Raw genomic sequence first — 21579 nt, 5'->3', positions numbered from 1 at the left:
CCTATGGTGCTTTTTGTAATTTTTAAATTAAACTCATGCTATATTACACCAATACTAAATACCAACCTTGTCGGCCAAAAAGGGTAAGTGCTTTTGAGTAAGTTTTTCTTCGTTGTTTACATATTTTTATTAGTTTGGATGCAACAGAGCTTTGCTTCACAAACTTACTCTGAACAACTACAACGTATTTCTATCAATGAACAACTTTCGCAAAGCTTTGTAGTAAAATCTGTACAAGATGATATTGGTTATGTGTGGGTAGCCACTACACAAGGCCTGTTTCGGTTCGACGGTTACCAGGTTACCCTTTACGAAAGCCCTACAGGTTTAAAAAATAATTATATAGTTAATATCTACAAAGCTAATAACGGTAAATTATTAGTTAGCACACAGCTCGCTGGAAGTTTTTTAATTGACCCAAACACATTAAATGCTGAACAAATATATTCAGGTCATTTGAATCAAAATGAAGAAAAATACTCTCCGGTTGTTGCAGTTGCTGAGCAACTTACACATTTTTATTTTTCTATTGATGCGCACGTATATCGGTTTGATAAAAAAACAAAAAAGTTATCTCTTGTCATATCTTTGCCCAATGAAAATATGTTTATCCGTGCGTTGTCACTTTACCAAAACACCTTATATATTGGTTCCGATCAGGGCCTATACACTTATAACTCTGAAAGTAGCGAACGCCAACAAATAAAACTTAACGACACGAAAAAAGTTACTAATGATGGTAACAACGTAAAATTTCTATCTATAGACGAGAAACTTGGATTGTTCGTTGGTACGGTTGAAGGAATGTATCGGATTGCTTTTGATGAAAATAAACATATAGATCCTACAGCATTATCAACACTTATTAGTGATTATAATATATGGGATTATGTAAACACACCCTATGGCGAATTTATTGCTACAGAAAGTGGTTTATTTGAGTTTGACAGAGCAACCTCAGAGCTCACTCATATTTTAAATTTTAAAGATAGTAGCTATAACATTACTGAAAACACAATCAACGATATTATGTTTGATGAATCTGGTTTGTTGTGGCTTGGTTCAAGAACTCATGGTGTATTAACATGGGCCGCACAAACAAAGAAATTCAAAAAAATCACCCTACCTGAAAATAATATTGTAAATGTTATATATCAAGATACACCGCAACTGCTCTGGATAGGCACTGACGACGGGCTTGTTCGTTATAACTCAAAAACAAAAACGAGTGATTTATTTTTACAATCTAAAGATAAGAAAGCAGCTTATGGTTTATCTGCTATCGGAGATATTTACTCTGCCAAAAGTATAGGCAACAACTACCTTTGGTTAGTGACTTTTTTTGGGCTTGAGCTTTTTGACAAAGAAACAGGCGCATTTGAACAAAACAAATTTATTACCGAGCATAATCTAAACACTGACTATTTATTTGGCCTTGCACAGGTAGCACCCAATACATTTGCTTATATTAATAATGATAACTTCTATATTTTTGACGGTTACTCTGGTGAAAATAGAGTTATAAAAGGTCTAAAAGAGCAAATATCTCCTTTACAGGCATACGCATTTCATACCCCTTCAAAAGCTTACCCCGATGAATTGCTATTAAGTACATCTGACTCGCTTTATCGATATAATGAAGCAACGGGCACTTTAACTACTATTTTTAAATCTAAAACAGCAAAAAATAATCTTTTTCATACCGTAGAAAACTATTACTTAGATTCAAAACGTGAATTACTTTGGTTAGCAACCACACAAGAGGGCTTAATTGCCGTTAACACTAAAACTTACGAGCAAGTTCATACTTTTGATAAAAACAATTCATTAAACACTAACTCTATTTTCGAACTTATTGCTGATGATAATGATTTTTTATGGGTTAGTTCCGATAATGGGCTATATCGACTTAATTTAAATACGTTAAACATAACCACCTATACAATAAAAGACGGTTTAAGCAACAACCACTTTACTGCAATTGCTGCACTAAAATTACAAAATAATGAGCTCGTGTTCGGTAATCGTAGCGGTGTACTGCAGTTTGACCCTTATCAATTTAAAAGTGGCCAAAAAAACACCCAAAGTAAATTAGCGATCACAAATATTAATTTGTTTTCAGAGACGCTCAACTACTCGCCTGAAAAATACCGTAATGAACCGTTAAAACTAAATCATGATGATATGGGGTTGACGGTTAGATTTTCTAATTTTGATTATAACAATATAGGTAAAACCTACTACAAAGTAGAGCTGAATGGTCCGTCATCTTTAAGTTATAACGACTTAAAATCTAATCAGGTGTTTTTTACTAAATTACAACCAGGTGATTATGAGCTATCAGTGTCCACACAACAACGAAATGGGGTTATTACCAGCGAGCCCGTAGTGCTTAAGTTTAGTGTTGCATATGCTCCTTGGCAGTCTCCTATTGCCTACGCATGCTATTTCCTCGCAGTGACCATAATTCTGTTTTTATTTTTTTGGCAATACCGTAGCCGTAAAATGGCGATTGAACGCGCCCACCGTGCAGCTATTCACTCTAAAGCTCAAACTGAATTAGCATTAAAGAGTAACAAGAGTGGCGTTTGGAACTACAGTTTTATAGACAATACTGTTAATACAGCCAGAGGAACTGAATTAGGTTACGAGAATATATCGAAACGTATTGATATAAGCAGACTTTTTAATATTATGCATCCTGATGAGCGCCGCAGAATACAAAGTAAGTGGGATGCATTTATAAAACAAACTCAACCACAAGACTGGCAAGCGACTTACCGATTACGGCACAAAGATGGTCATTGGTTATGGTTTCATGACCTTGGGCAAATTATTTATAATCAAGACAGCAAAAAGCCTGAATATGTATCTGGTATTTTTACTAATATTACCGAGCAGTTAGCAAACGAACAGCAAGCTAAAATACTTGGCGAAGCTTTTAGCCAAATCAATGACTTTTTACTTATTCTAGATGAAAACCTTGTACCTTTCTCAGCTAATAATAGCTTTATGGAGGTATTCTCTGATGATGGTGAAGAGGGAGCTGTTACTACTGAGCTATTTATAAAAGCGATTGGTCAAACTAAATGCAAAGAATTTGCAACCACGTTAAAGGCACTGCAACCCAAAGAAAATTGGCGAACAAATGCCTATGTTAATACTACAAAAGCACAGCAACACCCTATTCATATAAGTGCCACTGCAGTCGCTAATGAAGAAGGTAAAGTTGGTTATTATGTAATTGTAATTACAGACTTAACCGAGCAAAAACGTGCTGAAAATGAGTTACGTTATTTGGCCAACTATGATGCGTTAACCGGGCTACCTAATCGTAGCTTAATGAATCAAAAAATTGAAAATGCCATCACAAAGGCCGCTAAAAACGACTTGCAATGTGCGGTTATATTTATAGATTTAGATAAATTCAAACCTGTGAATGATTCGTTTGGGCATGCAGTAGGCGACAAGTTACTGTGTAACATTACTGAACGAGTTGCCTTATACCTAGGTGACCACGCGACTTTTGGACGCCAAAGTGGTGATGAGTTTTTAGTCTTAATCGAGAACATTACTTCTATGTCTTCTCTGCAACACACGCTTAACGAAATGAGTAATGAGCTCGCAAGCAAAGTTATTATTGAAGACTTTTCTATTAATATATCTGCCAGTATTGGTATTGCCTTATATCCCCATGATGCATGCTCAACTGATGCTTTGATCCGCAATGCAGATATCGCTATGATGCATGCAAAACAAGCAGGTCGAAATGGATTTCAGTTTTTTAATGAAAAAATGAATGAGCAAATTAAACAAAAACTTATTCTTGAAAATGACTTAAAAGATGCCGCAAAAGATAACCAATTATTTAATCATTACCAACCCGTGGTTAATACAAAAGATAAAACAATAAGTGGCGTTGAGTTATTGATGCGTTGGGAAAACCAAGGAAAACTTATCTCTCCGGCTTTATTTATACCGGTGGCAGAAGAAACTGGCCTAATTGATATGCTTACTGAGCAAGCATTGCAACGTGCAATCACAGAGCTTGCGCCTATCCTTAGCGTAAACCCACTGTTTTATATTTCGTTAAATGTATCACCAAAACATATTTTAAAGGCCAATATAACCGAGCGACTGAGCGCTATACTTGAGAAAGCCAGTATTAAACCACAGCAAATACGCCTAGAAATCACAGAAAACACGCTGTTAGAAGATAAGTACAAAGCAGCAAAACAACTTAAAAGCCTTCAAGCTGCAGGGTTTAAACTATTTCTTGATGATTTTGGTACTGGCTATTCATCACTCACTTATTTGAGCCAATTTCCAATTAATGTAATAAAAATTGACCAAAGCTTTGTTAATAGTATTGGCACAGACAAAGGTGACGAGTCGATTATTAAAACTATTTACTCGCTTGCTGAAAACTTAGAGTTATATTGTATTGCTGAAGGGGTAGAGACGCGGGAGCAACTAGACTTTTTAACAAACATAGGTTGCTATAAACTTCAGGGTTACTATTTTGCTCGCCCTATGAGTGCCAGCGATTTAATGAGCCCTGCATGCTTTGAGAAGATTATTGATTTAATCTAAACCTAAAAGCGACTTAACCAAGTCGCTTTTAGGTTAAACTTTTTAATGGATGTGCTTGCATTCATAGCTTTCGATTTGTAGCACACTGTTACGAACATTAAATTTATCTGCAAGTAGTTTGATTACTTTTAAACGACATTCTTCATCATGCTTTTCTATAGTGCAATGTTGCTTTAACACTACGTGAGCACCTACTATCACTTTTTTATTTTTACGAACAACGGTAACGTTATGCACATTTTCAACATGCTCCATACTGGTTATTTCTGTTTCGATATCTTGGACTTCTGGCAACTTTGCTTTATTTGAGCGTAGCCCTTTAATGCAACTAATTATCACCTTAATTCCCGTAAACAGTACAAATGATGCAATTAACATACTCGATAAAATATCAATCACATTCCAGCCTGTAATATAAATAAGAACACCGGCAACAAAAGTGGAAACAGTCGAGATTAAATCAAAAAACGAATGTAAAAATACCGCATACACATTAATACTGGCTTTACGACCTTTATATAATACCCACGCTGCCGCACCATGAAATAAAAAACCGATAGCTGCAATCACCGACATTAAATAACTATTTATGATCAGCTCATGTCCACCTTTGTGGTCCAAAAAGCGCTCAGCTCCCTCAAATAAAATAAGTAAACTGATAGTAAGATATAAAATGCCGTTGATCAGACCGCCGATTAATTCAGCTTTTTGATGGCCGTCGTTATAAGTTTTAGCCAAATGAATAGCAAAGCTTGAGGCAATAAGTGCTATAAATAGTGAGCTGTTATGAACAAATAAGTGACCGGCATCAGCAAGAACAGCCAGTGAATTAGCATAATAAGCACCTATAAGCTGAATCACCATAAACGAACAGGTAATTGCAAGTGCAATTAATAGACGGCGACGGGAGGCGTGATGTGTAGTTATTTCTGTCATGAAATATAAAAGGCCTTTACTGAAAACAAAGTAAGCTAATGAAATAAAGCAAAATTAGAAAGTGCGAAATGATATACAGTCACAATTGTAATACGAAGACCAATTAAACGCACTAAAAACTTAGTAAAATGCAAAGAACTGTACTAAATATAAAGAGACATATATTATTAATAATTAAAAGATTTGGCGAGTTCTGCCTGTATAATTGCGGAGAAATCAGTGAGTCATGACTCAGACAAAACAATTTGGCAGGTTTTTAATCTTATTAATTTAGCCGTGATTGTTTATGATGATAAAAACCAAAACTACACATTAAATCAGCATGCCAAAACGTTACTCAAAATAGAGGATGAAAGTGCTGTTAAAAAAGGTGCTTTTAGCAATGTTGTGCTGCGCGACTTTAGTAATGATAAAGTTGTCAGTATTGAGCAATTATTTTCTTCTAATATAACAACCGTTTTATTAGATTCTGAATCCACTTTACAACTGTTAAATATTGATCATTCTATAATTGATGGCTCAATATCTATGCTCACTTTAGAGCAAGATCATACACTCACAGAGCAATACAACTTTGATCATATTATCTCTAAAATCTCTACCAAACTTATTGATATACAAAACGATAATATAGACCAACAAATTAACTTTGCCCTCAAAGCCATTGGCACCGTATTAAAGGCTGACCGTAGTTATTTATTTGAATTTAACACTGACAATGAAACTATTACTAATACTCACGAGTGGGTCAATAAGGATATTGTTGCTTGCAAAGACAGACTGCAAAACATACCAAAGGTTGAACTCCCCTATTTTTTTGAAGTGATGAATGAGAACCATCTATTTCAAGTAAATGATATTGAGCTATTACCTACTAAAGCTGACGCTGAAAAAGCAGAGTTTAAAGAGCAAAGCATTCAGTCGGTTTTATGCATAGGCCTTCGTTTCGATGAGGAACTGGTAGGCTTCATCGGCTGTGATTGCGTTAAAACTAAGCGCAATTGGAGCAAAATTGATTTGATTAGAATAAAGCTCGTAGGTGAAATCATCAATAATGCCCTCAAGAATATTAACTATAAAAAAAAGCTGCAGTTAACCCAACAGCAATTAATTAACGCCAACACTAAGCTCAATAAATTAGCGAATACCGATGCACTTACTGATATTGCAAACCGTCGCTTTTTCGATAGCACTCTCAACAGTGAAATTAAGCGTTGTGCAAGACATAATCAGCCTATTAGTTTGATTATGTGTGACATCGATTTCTTTAAACGCTATAACGATAACTATGGTCACCAAAAAGGTGATGACACATTAAAACAAGTGGCGCGCGCTTTAAAAAGCGTATGTAAACGTGAGGGTGATATAGTAGCTCGGTATGGAGGCGAAGAATTTACAATTATTTTGCCGGCCTCTAATAAAGAACAATGCCAAAAGTTTACTGTACTGATACAGCAAAAAATTAAAGCGTTAAATATTCCCCATGAATTTTCTTCTGTTACTCCTCATATCACAATGAGCTTTGGGTATTTTACCACTTACCCAAACGCTAATACTAATATGCAAACGATAATAAAAAATGCCGACATTGCTTTATACAAAGCTAAAAAAGCAGGCAGAGATCAAATATGTTCTTTTGAATAACGTATATATTAATTTTTAAGAACAAGTTATCGCTTCTATTCCCTGCAACCTTTGATATTTTCTTATCCTAACTAATAATTAAAACAAGTCCCGAATCAAAGCAAAAAGTTGCTCGCACAGTTTGAGCACACTTGGTAGCATAAGTGTATTGTCAAAGGAAGGAAGTTAATATGAGCAATAGCCAACATGCATTAGTGGTAGAGGGTGGTGCCATGCGCGGTATTTTTGCAGCTGGCGTGCTAGATGAGTTTTTAGCACAGCAATATCAACCTTTTACCAGCTATTTTGGTGTATCTGCTGGAGCAACGAACGTCGCGGCTTATCTATGTAAGCAAGCAACTCGAAACTACAAAGTGATTACTGATTATTCCTGTAGGCCAGAATTTATTAACCTTTCCCGATTTGTTAAAGGCGGCCATTTGTTTGATTTGGACTGGCTTTGGCAAGAGACCATACGTGAAATTCCTTTAAATACCGACGAATTCTCTCAATCCCCTCACGACTTTTATATTGTTGCAACGGCAATCGAGTCTGGGCAAGCTCATTATTTACAAGCAACAGGCAGCGAAATGGTAGAGCAATTAAAAGCCTCTTGCGCTATACCCATAGCTTATCGGGATTATCCAAAAATAAATGGCATGGCCATGACCGATGGTGGCGTTGCCGACTCTATTCCGGTAAAAAAAGCTTATGAAATGGGGGCATCAGAAATAACGGTTATCCTTTCTCAACCTTTAGGCTATCGTAAAAAAGATAACAAAGTACCGTGGTTAACTAAACAACTCTATAAAGATACCCCTGCACTTGCACAGGCCACTATTCAGCGTTCTAAAAACTATAATGACAGTATTGATTTTTTGCATAATGCTCCACCTGATTGTAAAGTAAATATTATCGCACCTCCAATGGGGTTTAAAGTCGGTCGCACCACTAAAAATCGGGCTATACTCAATTCAGGCTATCAAATGGGCATAAGTGAAGCTAAAACCTACTTGAATAACTCTCGATTTGCTAAGGAATGATCATAAGCTATAAAATCAACCTATAAGAAGTATACATTGATATAACCTTTGAATTTACAGCTTACTCCAGCTATTAATTTTTAAATCAACGGGGTAATGTAATAAAGAACGATGTGTTCGCCATCGTATTGCAAAAAACAGATTAAATTTAGGCGTGTTTTTTGCATTAAATTTTGTGTACACACCAAATAAATTAAGGGTTTTTGTGAATTTTCTTCGATGCTTTCATAATATAGTCTCAGATCAGCAGCTAAGCTTTGATCAAAAAATTGCAGACTTACTTGCTTTTGGGCTCGATGTTTTTCAACTCGACTTAGCTATTATCAGCCGTGTAAAAAATGATTCTTACATTGTTTTACATGCCATCACCCCTGACAATTCTCTTGCTATTGGCACTGAGTTTGAGTTAAACGGCACCTATTGCACGCATACCTTGTCGGCCAACTCTGCACTCGCATTTCATAATGCGTCGCAAAGTAGTATTGCAAATCATCCATGCTACATTAATTTCCAATTAGAAGCGTACATTGGTGCGCCTATACGAATAGGCACAGACGTGTTTGGTACCGTTAACTTTTCATCAGCTCAAGAATGCGCTCCTTTTAGCGATGAAGCCTATGATTATATTGAATTATTAGCGCAGTGGTTAGGCTCGGAATTTGCGCGCAATCAGGATAAAGCCAATCTCACTAAAAATAGTGACACTTTATTAAAGCTTGAAAGCGTGGCAAATATAGGTACATGGGAAGTCGACTTAATAGAAAATACTATTTTTTGGAGCCAACAAACTCGGCGCATTCATCAAGCCGAAGAAGGCTTCACTCCTGATATGAATACCGCTATCGAGTTTTATAAAGCGGGCAAAAGCCGAGATAGCATTAATAAAGCGGTAGAAAATGCGGTATCTAAGGGTGAAAAATGGCACTTAGAGCTGGAAATAATTACCGCTAAGCAACAGAACATTTGGGTTTCAACCTTTGGTGAGGCCGAGTTTAACAACGGCCAATGTGTGCGGTTATTTGGTACTTTTCAAGATATAACTGAAGCCGTAAAGTTACGCGAAGAGTTAAAACAAAAAAAAGCGCTCGCTGAACAATTACTCAAAGATAGAAGTATGCTGTTTGCAAAAATCAGCCATGAGCTACGCACTCCGCTAAATGGCATTACGGGTATGTTAGCGACACTCATAGATGAACACGATTATGACAAGCGGGCGGAAAAAATTAAAGTCGCCCTTCGAAGTGCTGATATTTTATTGAATATTATTAATGAAGTGCTCGATTTTTCAAAAATAAATCATGGTGAATTAAAACTGGAGCCTCATCACTCCCTACTTAAAACGGTATTTACCGATTTGGTTTCTTTGTATTCGGTATTGTTTAGCAATAAAAACATTGAACTACGAGCCACTAACCTCATTCCTAATGATGTTTGGGTATACTGCGACACCTCTCGATTAAGCCAAATTATCTCTAATTTACTGAGTAACGCATTAAAATTTACAGAGCATGGTTCTGTTTCTCTCGATTCACAGTTAGCATTAAATACAAAGCGCCCTTTACTTACAATTAAAATAACCGACACGGGTCGCGGCATGAGTAAAGCATATTTAAACTCATTATTTAAGCCCTTTACCCAAGAGGTTGATGCTAACAACAATAAAGGTGGCACCGGGTTAGGCTTAGCCATAGTTAAAGAGCTCGTTGGTTTTATGAATGGTAAAATTGAGGTAACCAGTGAGGTTAACGTGGGCACGTGTTTTACCTTAACTATCCCAATTGAGCTTGGTAAACAACAAACACAAAAACCTAGCCTTAAATTTATTAATAACCATAGTAATCAGCTCTCGGTTTTGGTGGTTGATGATAACGAAATAAATCGCCTGGTATTAGAATCTGCACTGGATAAATTTAATATAAAATCAGACTTTGCTATTGACGGCCAAGATGCCCTGTTAAAATGCAAACAAAAGCATTTTGACCTTATTTTTATGGATTGCATTATGCCTATCATGGATGGTTTTGAAGCCACCAAGCAACTAAAGGCACAAGGTATCTGTGACTCGCAAGAAACTTATATTGTGGCGTTAACTGCTAATGCATCCTCACAAGATAAACTAAACTGTAAGCAAGCAGGCATGGATATGTTTATAGCCAAACCGTTTAAACTGCCAGCGATAGAAGAAGCAATTACAAATACACTAAAAAGACTGGGCGTAGCCACATTATAACAACGAGTGTCGCCCAGATTAACTAGCACTAAAAACACAAAGGATCATTATGACAAATAAAATCATTGGTATTGTACTTATTGTTATTGGCGTAGCACTTGGTATGTGGGGTTATGATGTTTACGATTCTGCAGCTTCACAAGTTACTCGTGCATTCAATGGCGAAACCCCAGTAGAAGCATGGCTTGGCTTTATTGGTGGCGCAGTTTGTATTTTAGTAGGCCTTACCCGACTTAAATAGCACACAAAAAAGCCGCCTTTGGAGAGGGCGGCTTGGGTGAACAAACAGCTATGGGTGAGAGCTGTTTTATCAAGAGGCTTACGCTAAAACACTATTAAGCAGCATTTTGCTCTGCATCGGGTGCTTGGCGAATTAAATAGTCAAAAGCTCCTAAGCTAGCAGTTGCTCCGGCGCCCATAGCAATAATAATTTGCTTAAATGGCGTATTGGTCGCATCGCCCGCACCGTATATACCCGGTAACGACGTTGCACCCTTTGCATCAATGAGTATTTCACCAAATTGACTAAGCTCAAGGTCACTCTCTTTTAACCATTCGGTGTTTGGTATCAAACCAATTTGTACAAATATACCGGCTAAAGCTAGCTCCTTACTTTCTCCAGAAACACGATCGGTATAATTAAGGCCTATTACTTTATTACCATCACCGAGTACTTCAGTAGTTTGTGCATTTTTAATAATAGTAATATTTTTTAAGCTATTTGCTTTACGAATAAGTACTTCGTCAGCACGTAACGTATCGGCAAATTCAAGCACCGTTACATGCTCTACTATGTTAGCTAAATCAATAGCCGCCTCAATACCTGAGTTACCACCTCCAATTACCGCAACAGATTTGCCTTTAAATAATGGGCCATCACAATGCGGGCAGTATGCAACGCCGTGACCTTTATATTGTTGCTCGCCAGGTACATTCATTTCACGCCAGCGTGCACCGGTTGCTAATACGAGTGATTTTGCTTGTAATAAAGCGCCATTTTCTAAAGTAATGTCATAGCCATTACTGCCTTTTTGCAGATTTGCCGCGCGTTGGTTGTGCATTACATCAACATCATATTCTTTAACATGTTCTTCTAACTGAGCCACCATTTTTGGCCCTTCGGTTGCTTTTACCGAAATAAAGTTTTCAATGGCCAATGTGTCAGCTACCTGGCCACCAAATCGATCGGCAACCACCCCCGTATTTAGCCCTTTACGTGCAGAATAAATAGCTGCCGAAGCACCTGCTGGCCCACCACCGACGACAAGAACATCAAACACTGATTTTTCATTCAATGCTTTGGCTTGACGCTCTGCACCTTTGCTATCAACTTTATTCAAAATATCGGTTAGGCTCATTGCCCCTTGGCTAAAAGGTTCTCCGTTTAAGTACACAGCAGGTACAGCCAATATATTTCGTTGCTCTACTTCATCTTGAAACAGAGCACCATCAATCATGGTGGCTTTAATATTGCTTTTCGTAGCAGCCATTGTATTTAGCGCTTGAACCACTTGCGGGCAGGTTTGGCAGCTCAAACTAATATACACTTCAAAATTGAGTGTTTGCTCAAGTGACTGTATTTGTTCAATATCATCTTGGCTGGCTTTACTAGGGTGTCCGCCTGTGTGCAATAGTGCAAGTACTAAACTAGTAAATTCATGGCCCATAGGTACCCCTGCAAAGGTAATATGAGTATTTTTTTGTGGCGAATGCACCACCATTGAAGGTCTGCGTGCCGAAGTATCTGGATTGTTACTCACACTAAACTTATCGCTTAGTGATGCTAAATCATTCGCTAAACTTTCTACTTCTGTTGATTTTTTGCTGTCATCCAAGGCGATAAGCAGCTCAACAGGCTGAGTCAGCGATTCAAAATGGCTTTTTAATTGGTTCTTTATGTTGTTGTCTAACATGGCTTAGCCCCTTACGGAAAATAAAACAGCAGAACCCCCATGCCATCAGTGCATGTGCGAATTTTAGAAAGAGTGATGGCGTGGAAGAGTGCCCAGTGAGCCAAGTAGGCTCACTGGTATTAGAGTTATGTACTACTCTAAATTTAGTGAAGGTAAGGTTTAGATCTTACCAACTAGGTCTAGTGAAGGTGCTAATGTGTCTTCACCTGGCTGCCAAGATGCAGGACATACTTCACCGTCATGCGTGGCAATGTATTGTGCGGCTTGTACTTTACGAACAAGTTCTTTGGCACTTCGACCAATACCTAAATCATGCGTTTCAACAACTTTGATTTCACCCTCTGGGTTCATTACAAATGTACCGCGAAGTGCTAAACCATCATCTTCGATCATTACACCAAAGTTACGTGTAATGCGTCCTGTTGGGTCGCCAATCATTGGGTAAGTAATTTTACCGATAGTGTCTGACGTGTCATGCCAAGCTTTGTGCGTAAAGTGCGTATCTGTTGATACCGAGTAAACCTCTACGCCCATTTCTTGTAGCTGTGCATAATGATCTGCAAGGTCACCTAATTCAGTTGGGCATACAAATGTGAAATCTGCTGGGTAAAAGAAAAAGATAGACCACTTACCTAATACGTCTTTTTCAGTGAGTTCTACAAAGTCACCATTGTGGTAAGCTGTTGCATTGAAAGGTTGTAATTTTGTGTTAATCAATGAAGTGCTCATAGTATTCCTCATTTATGTTTAGTGTATTTAAAAAAGTTAACGCCTTGTGCGTTGGCTTGATTAATACAATAAGGCCATTGAGAAATTAAATAAAATTGATTGTTTAGATTGAAATAATCGCTTTTTAAGATTACTCAAGCTAATAAGCCACAATAATTGAATGCAAGCTATCTTAAAATTAAAAATACTAGTTACACTGAGCACTAAAGGTAGCCATCAGAAAATGAGATTTTCAAATTCATTTTCAGGTAAAGCTTTGCTAAACAAAAATCCTTGCCCTTCTTCACACTCAAGCGAAATAAGTGTATCGAGCTGTGCTTGAGTTTCAATGCCTTCACCAACAATCTTTAAATTAAGTGAGTGTGCTAAATGGGTGATTGCTTTCACAATATCTAGGCTTTGCTTATCATCAACCATATCTTTAACAAATGACTGGTCAATCTTTAATACATCAACAGGAAATAACTTTAAATACGATAAACTCGAATAGCCCGTTCCAAAGTCATCTATCGCTATGCTCAAACCAAGGTTTGAAAGCCCGTTTAATATCCTACTTGTTTCATCAAAATCACTCATTAAAGCGCTTTCTGTCACTTCTAATTCAAGATAACCACTAGGAAGCTCAGTATCCTCAAGTACTTGTGCTACGCTTTCTATAAATTTAGGATCTGTAAATTGTTTAGCAGCAACATTAACAGCAACTTTAATTGGATGGCCTTTATCTAGCCAGCGTTTAGCCGCTCTGCAGCTTTGTTTTAAAACGCTATGACCCAACTTATTAATTAAACCAGTCTCTTCAGCTAATGGAATAAAGTGTAACGGCGATATAAAACCGTCTTCCTCATCTCTTAACCTCACTAACGCCTCAGCACCTATGATTAATTTATTTTTTAAACTAAGCTTGGGCTGAAAGTGAACTTCCAACGTGTCTTTTTCAAGTGCATTTCTCAAAAGCTTATCTATATTTTGACGTTGATGAAACTCATGTTCTAAGTCATCTGAAAAATAACAAAATCTATCTCTACCATGCTCTTTGGCTTTATACATTGCTGCATCAGCATGCGACATCATTAATTCGGCAGAATCAGAATCCGTTGGATTAATACTAATTCCCACGCTTATAGTTAAATTAAACTCTCTTCCATCAACACGAAAAGGTTGATGCATTGCATACAAAATATCAGATGCAACAGCATCAACATGACACGGCGATTTAATACCTGGGAGCAACAATACAAATTCATCCCCGCCAACACGGGCCAAGGTCGTATTTAAATCAACAATAGATTCAAGTCGTTTAGCAACCAGTTTTATGATTTGGTCGCCAATATGGTGTCCCTCTGTATCATTTAAATATTTAAAATGATCAATATCAATTAACATTAACGCCACTAAAAAACCATTACGCACAGATACCTGACAAGCATGCGCAACGCGATCATGTAATAAAATTCGATTGGGTAAATCGGTTAATTGGTCATGGTTTGCTAAATGGCTCATCTTAACAGCCATCGCAATCGACTCGCTCACATCATGAAAAACTATAATCGCGCCAATAATATTCCCCTTTTCATCTCTGATGGGGGAAGCAGAATCCTCAACCCGATGAATTCTGCCATTTAAGCTCGTTAATTGGCAATTAAGCGCCATAGCTACTCTTCGCTGCTCTTTTAAAGCAATAGAAATTGGATTAAGGCTTTTGTGCTTTGTGGTTGCATCCCGTAGTTGCATAACCTCTGAAATATGATTACCAACTGCTTCATGCATTACCCAACCGGTCATCATCTCTGCAATCGGGTTCATAAACGTTATTTTTTCGTCTTTGTCTGTTGCTATAACTGCGTCGCCAATCGAGTTGAGCGTTACGCGCAATCTTTCTGATTCAATAGCAAGTAAACGCTGTGAATGTTTTAGTTGTTGCTCTTGTGTTTTTAGTTTTAGATGATTGCCAACGCGCAAGCGGCATACCTTAAGATCAACGGGCTTTTGTATATAGTCAATCCCACCCAACTCTAAAGACAAATGCTCAAACTTACTCTCATTATGGGAGGTAATAAATATTACTGTTACACCACTAGTTTTGGGATCGTTTTTTAAGCGTTTACACACTTCTAACCCGCTAATATCAGGTAATTCAATATCTAATAAAATAATTTCTGGTAAGAACTGCTGTGCTTTTTCAATGGCGCCAAAACCAGTATCGCTACATATAACTTCTGCAATATCTGATAAAGCTCCCTCTAAAATCATTAAACTAGTGGGTTCATCATCAACAATAAGTACTCGTTGCGCAAAGCTTTGATCTACAGTGGTTAACACAATCACTTCCCATAAAAAATTAAACAAATGCACATAAAGCCTAGCTTAGTTAAGCCAAACCTCCACCAATTACCTAAAATATATACTTAAGTATTATATTATTAGCGTCAATCAAAAAGGGTTTGTAGAGTTCTAAATTTGAGATAAATGAATACAAAACAAAACTCTTTATTAAAAGTAAAACTTGATCAATTACCTATAGCTCTCTAAGTTTAGGGTAGCTAAATAATGGCTGGTCTTTAATTGGAGTAGTGGATGCCAATAAATCTTAAGAAAAGGATAATTCGTCAGGTAAGTAATTACACCCTTTTATTCCCAATTTCTTTATCCGCCATAATGACCTTAATTGTTGTAGCCATTATTATTAATGAAGCAAGTTTATCGCGCTCAGTACTTAGCTTTGTAGAGCATGAAATCATAGACAAAAACCAATCTATTAACTCACAAACGCAAGAGGTTATTGAAAACTACCGTCGAGATATTCGTTTTTTACACGCAACCCCTCCAATCAAAGGTTTGGCTAGGGCATCAAATAACAAAGGAGTAGACCCACTAGAAAACACCACCTATGCTCAATGGAAAACAAGGCTTGAAATTATATTTGCAGCGTTTTTAAAAAATAACCCCGATTACGAGCAGCTAAGAATCATCAGTACCAACAAAAAAGGACAAGAACTAGTAAGGGTTGATCGCGTTCAGGGTGCAGTAGAGGTTATAGATTTAAATAGGCTCCAAAATAAAGGAGCGCAAGAGTACTTTACGGCCAGTAGTAACCTCTCTGATGGCGAAATATATATGTCTGAAATTTCGTTGAATAGAGAGTACGGTAAAATAGAGTTTCCTTATCGCCCGATGTTGAGGCTGTCTATGCCAATTTTTGATGAAAATCAAAATAGATTTGGCTTTATCATAATTAACGTGAATGCTAACAACTTATTAACCCTTTTAAAAAACAGTATTAATACACCATTTCAACTCGCTTTAACTGACAGTAACGGCTATTTTTTATCACACCCAAATAAAGATTTCACCTTTGGTAAAGACCTAAATAGTGATATTAGCATCAATAATAATTACACTTTTAACCCCGTTGCTAATAGCTCATTGTCGCTTATAAAACCAAAAAGCAATGCGCAAACAAGTTATTACACCGCAAGAAAAAAAATCACTTTAGCGCTGGGTGAAAAACAAAACTTTTTATCTAGCCACGTTTTAGCGCCTGTTGAGTATATAAAAAATATTGAAATGGAACGTAGAACAAAGCTCTACGCCTTTTTACTTATTTTGGTTATTGTATTAACTATCATTCTCGCATTTTTCAATCGTAGTCTTCGCAAAAGCCAAGAGCTTGCAAATGCGCGCGCACAATCTGAGGCGATTATAACCGGATCATCTGATGCGGTAATTGGCATTACCAATAACGGTATTGTCTCTAGTTGGAATAACGCCGCAACTCTGATGTTTAAACTTGGAGAATTAGAAGCTATTGGAAAATCAATTAATGATTTAAAAATAATAGATCAGCTAAATTTTAACGAGATAATTGAAAAGTTCACTGGTGGTACTCGTCAATTTAAGCAAGACGCTAGTATCAGTAACGGCTCTACTAAACGCTACTTTTCACTCTCTTTATCAGCCATTATCGATCAATTTGGAATGTTTATTGGTATAGCAATAATAGCCAGAGATGTAACCAAAGAGCGCACCATTGAGAATGAAATAATAAAAGTAAATCATGAGCTTGAAAATAAAGTAGCTATTCGCACTAAAGAGCTCAAACAAGCCAGTGAAGTAAAAAGCGCGTTTATTTCTAATATAAGCCATGAAATGCGTACTCCACTTAATGGCATAGTGGGTACTTTAAACTTAATAAAAAAAGAGCCATTAAGTGAAACACAAAAAAACTATTTAGAAATGACCGAAGTAAGTGTGAGTGCTTTATCTGTATTAATAAATGATATTTTGGATTTATCTAAAATAGAAGCCGGTAAACTTGAGTTGAACTTTAAAGAGTTTAATTTAATAAAATTAATCGAAAGCGTTTGTGGCAGTATGGCTGTTAAAGCTCAGGAGAAAGGCCTCGAATTTGTTTTAGATGTTGTGAATTTAAAATGTAAAACGATTACAACTGACCCCCATCGTTTTTCACAAATCCTGACTAACTTAGTAAATAATGCGATTAAATTTACTGAAACTGGGTTTATAAAGGTCACCGCTTATTGCGAGCAAACAAGCAATGATACTGTGACCGTTCACGTAAAAGTTACCGATAGCGGTGTGGGCATTGCACAAGAAAACCAGAACAAATTATTTACCGCCTTTTCCCAAGAAGACAAAAGCGTGGCATCTAAATTTGGTGGAACAGGGCTGGGGCTTTCTATATGCAGACAGCTTTGTAGCCTTCTAGGCGGAGAAATTAGCTTTGAGTCAGAAAAGTCTCTAGGTAGTAGTTTTCACATAAAACTAACACTGAGCAACGCTGATACAACTCATTATAGTTTTGCCCCACGATTAAAAAACAAAAGCTTCGCTATTGTGACTAAAAATAACGAGTTAGCCGACAGCATAAATAATTTAATAGCTGCTTTTTCTGGAAATAGTTTTTCAGCTGAACAATTACAACAATCTCTTGTTTCAGATGATATAAAAAACGTGTCTTTACCTGACTTTATACTTATTGAACAAGACGACACATTGTTAAAACGTTTAGATGAAATGTGGCCAACTATTGCTAATCATCATGTAATTAAAGTTATTTTATTAGCAAATCGCGGTTATCCTCAAATTAAAACAAGACACGTGCAAGCCAGCTTACTTTCTAAACCAATACTTATTTCAGAGTTTTTAAAAACAGTCGCCGATGAACGCAGCCTTGAAGATAAAATAAGTGCTGGTAGCAGTAATATTAATATTAACAAACGCCGTGAATCAGACTCAGTTAAAACTGATAATTCTGACTTTAAAGGAGCACATGTTCTTATCGTTGATGATAACGAAATAAATATAGAAGTAGCCGCGGGTATATTGTCATGTTTATCTTTAGAGATAGATACCGCGTCAAATGGCCAACAAGCAGTAGAAAAACTTGTTAACTCGGTGGCCAATAATCATCAATACCACTGTGTATTTATGGACTGCCAAATGCCTATATTGAATGGTTATGATGCAGCAAAACAAATAAGAGCTGGTGAAGCAGCGCCTCAAAATATTGATATTCCCATAGTCGCTATGACTGCTAATGCAATGATGGGTGAAAGACAAAAATGCCTAGATGCAGGAATGAATGATTACATCACTAAACCAATCTCTGCAGAGGTATTAGTTGCAACGGCTACAAAGTGGTTGTCTTCAACTTTTATAAAAGAAGCTCCATTGGAAAATAATCAGCTTAACGAAATTAATAAACCAATTTCTGATACTTTGGATAGTCAAAGTTTACCTGATTGGGATAAAGATAACGCGCTATCTCGGTTATTAAATAATGAAGAGCTGCTTATAAAAGTATGTGAATTATACCTTCAGAGTACACCAATGAAGCTAGAAGAACTTGAGGATGCAATAAATAACAATAATTTATCGCAAATATCAAAATTAAGTCATGGCTTGAAAGGCTCATCGGGTGATGTAGGTGCGGCTAACTTGCATAAATTATTTGATGAATTAGAAGTAATGGCCAGTGAAAATGCCATGGGCAGTATGAAGAATAAATTAGAGCTCATTCAAACTAGCTACAAAAAACTCGAATCAACCATTAACAGCTACTTAGAGATACAACCCAGTAGTTAGCATTTTGTGGGTAATAATGAATAAACCACTGAAAATATGTATTGCTAATTAAAGTTAAAAGCGCCTAAAGGCGCTTTTAATTTTTGAGTGTATTGCTAACCAATACCACCAAAAAATATAAAAGCACATAGGATATTTATTCTTACTCGCTATACTGGTCAATTATAACTTTTAAACTATTGAATTCTATAGGCTTGTTTATAGTGTTAGTTATACCCGCTGCCACGTACTCAGGCTCGTCTTTTTCAGTGATGTTTGCAGTAACGGCAATAATGGGCACATCGTGGTAATTGGCTAGTTCCCTAATATATTTAGTTGCCAAAAGCCCGCCCATTACCGGCATTTGAATATCTATCATAATTAAATCAAATTGTTGTTTAGTACATAGCTCAAGCGCTATTTCACCATTATCTGCCATGGTTATATGTTTAATACCCATTGCTTTTAAAAAGCTTTCTAGCACGATTTGATTTACCGGATTATCTTCGGCAATTAATACTTGTATATCTTTATTTTTAATATTTACATCGGGTAATTGTGCTTGCTGTTTTTCAGCCACATTTGATGATGGAGTACTAAGCGTTAACTGAAAATAAAATCTCGAACCCTTATCCAATTCACTTTCTACTTGTAAATTACTGCCCATTAAGTTTAATATTTTACTAGAGATAGTTAATCCAAGCCCTGTACCACCAAAACGACGTGTTGTTGAAGTGTCAGCTTGTGTAAAAGCATCAAATAACGTTTTTATACTATGTTGTGAAATACCTATACCACTATCGATAACGCTAAATAGTAACATCACTTCACTGCTATTTTTCTCTTTTAGAGCAACAGATAATGTTACTGTTCCATACTCTGTAAATTTAAATGCATTCCCCAATAAATTCATTAGTACTTGTTTTAAACGGGTTTCGTCGCCTTGTACCAAATCAACAGAATCTACTTTTTCTTTTACTATTTTAAACTCTATATTTTTATGGTCGGCTTGCGATTTAAAAATTTGTTCCAGCTCATACAATAAAGCACTTAATTTAAACTCTCTATTTTCTAGTAGCATTTTATCGGCATCAAGCTTACTTAAATCAAGAATGTCATTAAGAATAACCAATAAACTGTTACCTGAAGAGCTAATAACCTCAATCATGCGTTTTTGTTTAGCATCAAGCTCTGTATTACTCACTAGCTGTACCATGCCTAAAATACCGTTCATGGGAGTGCGTATTTCATGGCTCATATTAGCTAAAAACTCAGATTTGATTCGGGATGTTTCTTCTGCCGCTTTTTTTGCTTCAACTAGGCGCTCGTTTAGCACTCTAAATTTATTTGCTGCTTGGGCTAAAAACCCTATTTCGTCTTCACGGTTAATATCAGCTATGTTTGCTGAGAAATCACCATTTAGAAATGATCTAAAACTAACTGTGAGCCTGTTAATCGCTTTAATAATATGAAAGTGAAAAAATAAAGCGAAAAGAATAAACAAGGTAACAGACAAAAATAACGACACTTGAATAACAGTTTGCGCAGCATCAATGCTCTCTTGACTGGTTTTCGAAATATCACTAAGCAACAACAATGCATCTTCTTGCAATTTTTTGGCAAGTGCTGAAAACTCGACCGAATCACCGGCAATAACAATATTACTTAAGGTTAAATAGTTTCTATTAGCTTGAATGGCCTGAGCAAATAAAGACTCGAATTTAGTTGTTAAACTATTTAGTTGCTCGACCTTGTTGTGGCCAATCATTTTGTTTGTAGCGCCACTGTTGGTTAATTGTTTAATTAATTGTAGCCGCTGTTTTACTTGACTACGTTTGGCGTAATCGCGTTGAGTTAAAAACAGGACTGAATTGCGATACAGATGATGCCAATGATCCTTTAGCTGAAACAATAATAAGTCCTTGCCCAGCCTGGCCGTTTCTCCATCCCTGCTTGCTAAGGTAGTTAATGCTAATTCGTAGGTATTTGGTAACTGTTGCTCAATAATTTTAGACTTTTCATCATATCGTTTTTTAAGACTATCGATACTTTTGCCATAATTTAAAACCAATGATTGCATGGCGTTTAATGAGTTTTTAATCTTGTGTTGCTGAATTCGCTGTTGTGCTTCAATTAACCGCGCTTGAATACTTTGCTGAGTGCTTTTTATTTTATCAAAAATAACCTCGCTACCCGACACACCATAAACCGAAATATCTCGTTGAATCTGTAAAATATCTTTGTTAATTTCAAATACAACAACTGACAGCCCATTAATATTCAATACATTTTTACTGGCTTGCTCTATTTTGTCGGTTCGCTCATTAATAACAACGTAAACTATTATTTGTATTAAAATAAAAATAGCCAACGAAGATAATACTTTAATAGATAAAGAACCAATTAACTGTTTCAGCATTCAATTCCC

General features: G+C 36.5%; 11 protein-coding genes. 6 read left to right on the top strand and 5 right to left on the bottom strand.

The features are described 5' to 3' along the window. The first annotated feature begins 93 nt into the window (after window positions 1-93). Window positions 94-4593 (top strand): EAL domain-containing protein, encoded by a 4500-nt coding sequence (locus ACZ5WS_RS16105; protein WP_464711948.1) that lies wholly within the window; start codon window positions 94-96, stop codon window positions 4591-4593. Between the two features lie 42 nt (window positions 4594-4635). Here the strand turns inward: ACZ5WS_RS16105 and ACZ5WS_RS16100 are convergent, their stop codons facing one another. Next, entirely contained in the window at window positions 4636-5529 is an 894-nt protein-coding gene (locus ACZ5WS_RS16100) for a cation diffusion facilitator family transporter (RefSeq protein WP_464711946.1), read from the bottom strand. Between the two features lie 219 nt (window positions 5530-5748). Here ACZ5WS_RS16100 and ACZ5WS_RS16095 point away from each other — a divergent pair, with 219 nt between their 5' ends. The 4 genes from ACZ5WS_RS16095 (at window position 5749) to ACZ5WS_RS16080 (ending at window position 10666) form a co-directional block, all read left to right on the top strand. Then, window positions 5749-7173, top strand: coding sequence for a sensor domain-containing diguanylate cyclase (locus ACZ5WS_RS16095; protein ID WP_138606758.1), 1425 nt, complete (start codon window positions 5749-5751; stop codon window positions 7171-7173). Between the two features lie 170 nt (window positions 7174-7343). Then, a complete protein-coding gene (locus tag ACZ5WS_RS16090) occupies window positions 7344-8195 on the top strand; it encodes a patatin-like phospholipase family protein (RefSeq protein WP_055011446.1) in 852 nt (283 codons plus the stop codon). 205 nt (window positions 8196-8400) lie between these two features. Beyond that, the gene (locus ACZ5WS_RS16085; protein ID WP_138606756.1) at window positions 8401-10425 is read left to right on the top strand and encodes a hybrid sensor histidine kinase/response regulator; all 2025 of its coding nucleotides are present in this window, start codon (window positions 8401-8403) and stop codon (window positions 10423-10425) included. 49 nt (window positions 10426-10474) lie between these two features. After that, the gene (locus ACZ5WS_RS16080) at window positions 10475-10666 is read left to right on the top strand and encodes a DUF3185 family protein (protein ID WP_008115648.1); all 192 of its coding nucleotides are present in this window, start codon (window positions 10475-10477) and stop codon (window positions 10664-10666) included. A 94-nt stretch (window positions 10667-10760) separates the two neighbouring features. Here the strand turns inward: ACZ5WS_RS16080 and ahpF are convergent, their stop codons facing one another. From ahpF to ACZ5WS_RS16065, 3 genes are all read right to left on the bottom strand, one after another. Further along, window positions 10761-12338: an alkyl hydroperoxide reductase subunit F gene (ahpF, locus tag ACZ5WS_RS16075; RefSeq protein WP_464711944.1), complete on the bottom strand. Its 1578-nt coding sequence runs from the start codon at window positions 12336-12338 to the stop codon at window positions 10761-10763. Window positions 12339-12497: 159 nt separating this feature from the next. Beyond that, complete coding sequence (gene ahpC, locus ACZ5WS_RS16070; protein ID WP_008115650.1) at window positions 12498-13067, bottom strand: alkyl hydroperoxide reductase subunit C; 570 nt, start codon at window positions 13065-13067, stop codon at window positions 12498-12500. Between the two features lie 216 nt (window positions 13068-13283). Further along, entirely contained in the window at window positions 13284-15386 is a 2103-nt protein-coding gene (locus tag ACZ5WS_RS16065; protein ID WP_178957389.1) for a two-component system response regulator, read from the bottom strand. 255 nt (window positions 15387-15641) lie between these two features. On the opposite strand from ACZ5WS_RS16065, the gene ACZ5WS_RS16060 reads away from it, so the two are divergent. Next, a complete protein-coding gene (locus ACZ5WS_RS16060; protein WP_290171315.1) occupies window positions 15642-19172 on the top strand; it encodes an ATP-binding protein in 3531 nt (1176 codons plus the stop codon). A 142-nt stretch (window positions 19173-19314) separates the two neighbouring features. Here ACZ5WS_RS16060 and ACZ5WS_RS16055 read toward each other — a convergent pair whose 3' ends face one another. Beyond that, window positions 19315-21570: an ATP-binding protein gene (locus tag ACZ5WS_RS16055; RefSeq protein WP_290171316.1), complete on the bottom strand. Its 2256-nt coding sequence runs from the start codon at window positions 21568-21570 to the stop codon at window positions 19315-19317. Window positions 21571-21579 lie beyond the last annotated feature (9 nt).

It is taken from the genome of Pseudoalteromonas sp. 11L1, assembly GCF_055397545.1.
This window is presented reverse-complemented; position numbering and strand designations above follow the sequence as displayed.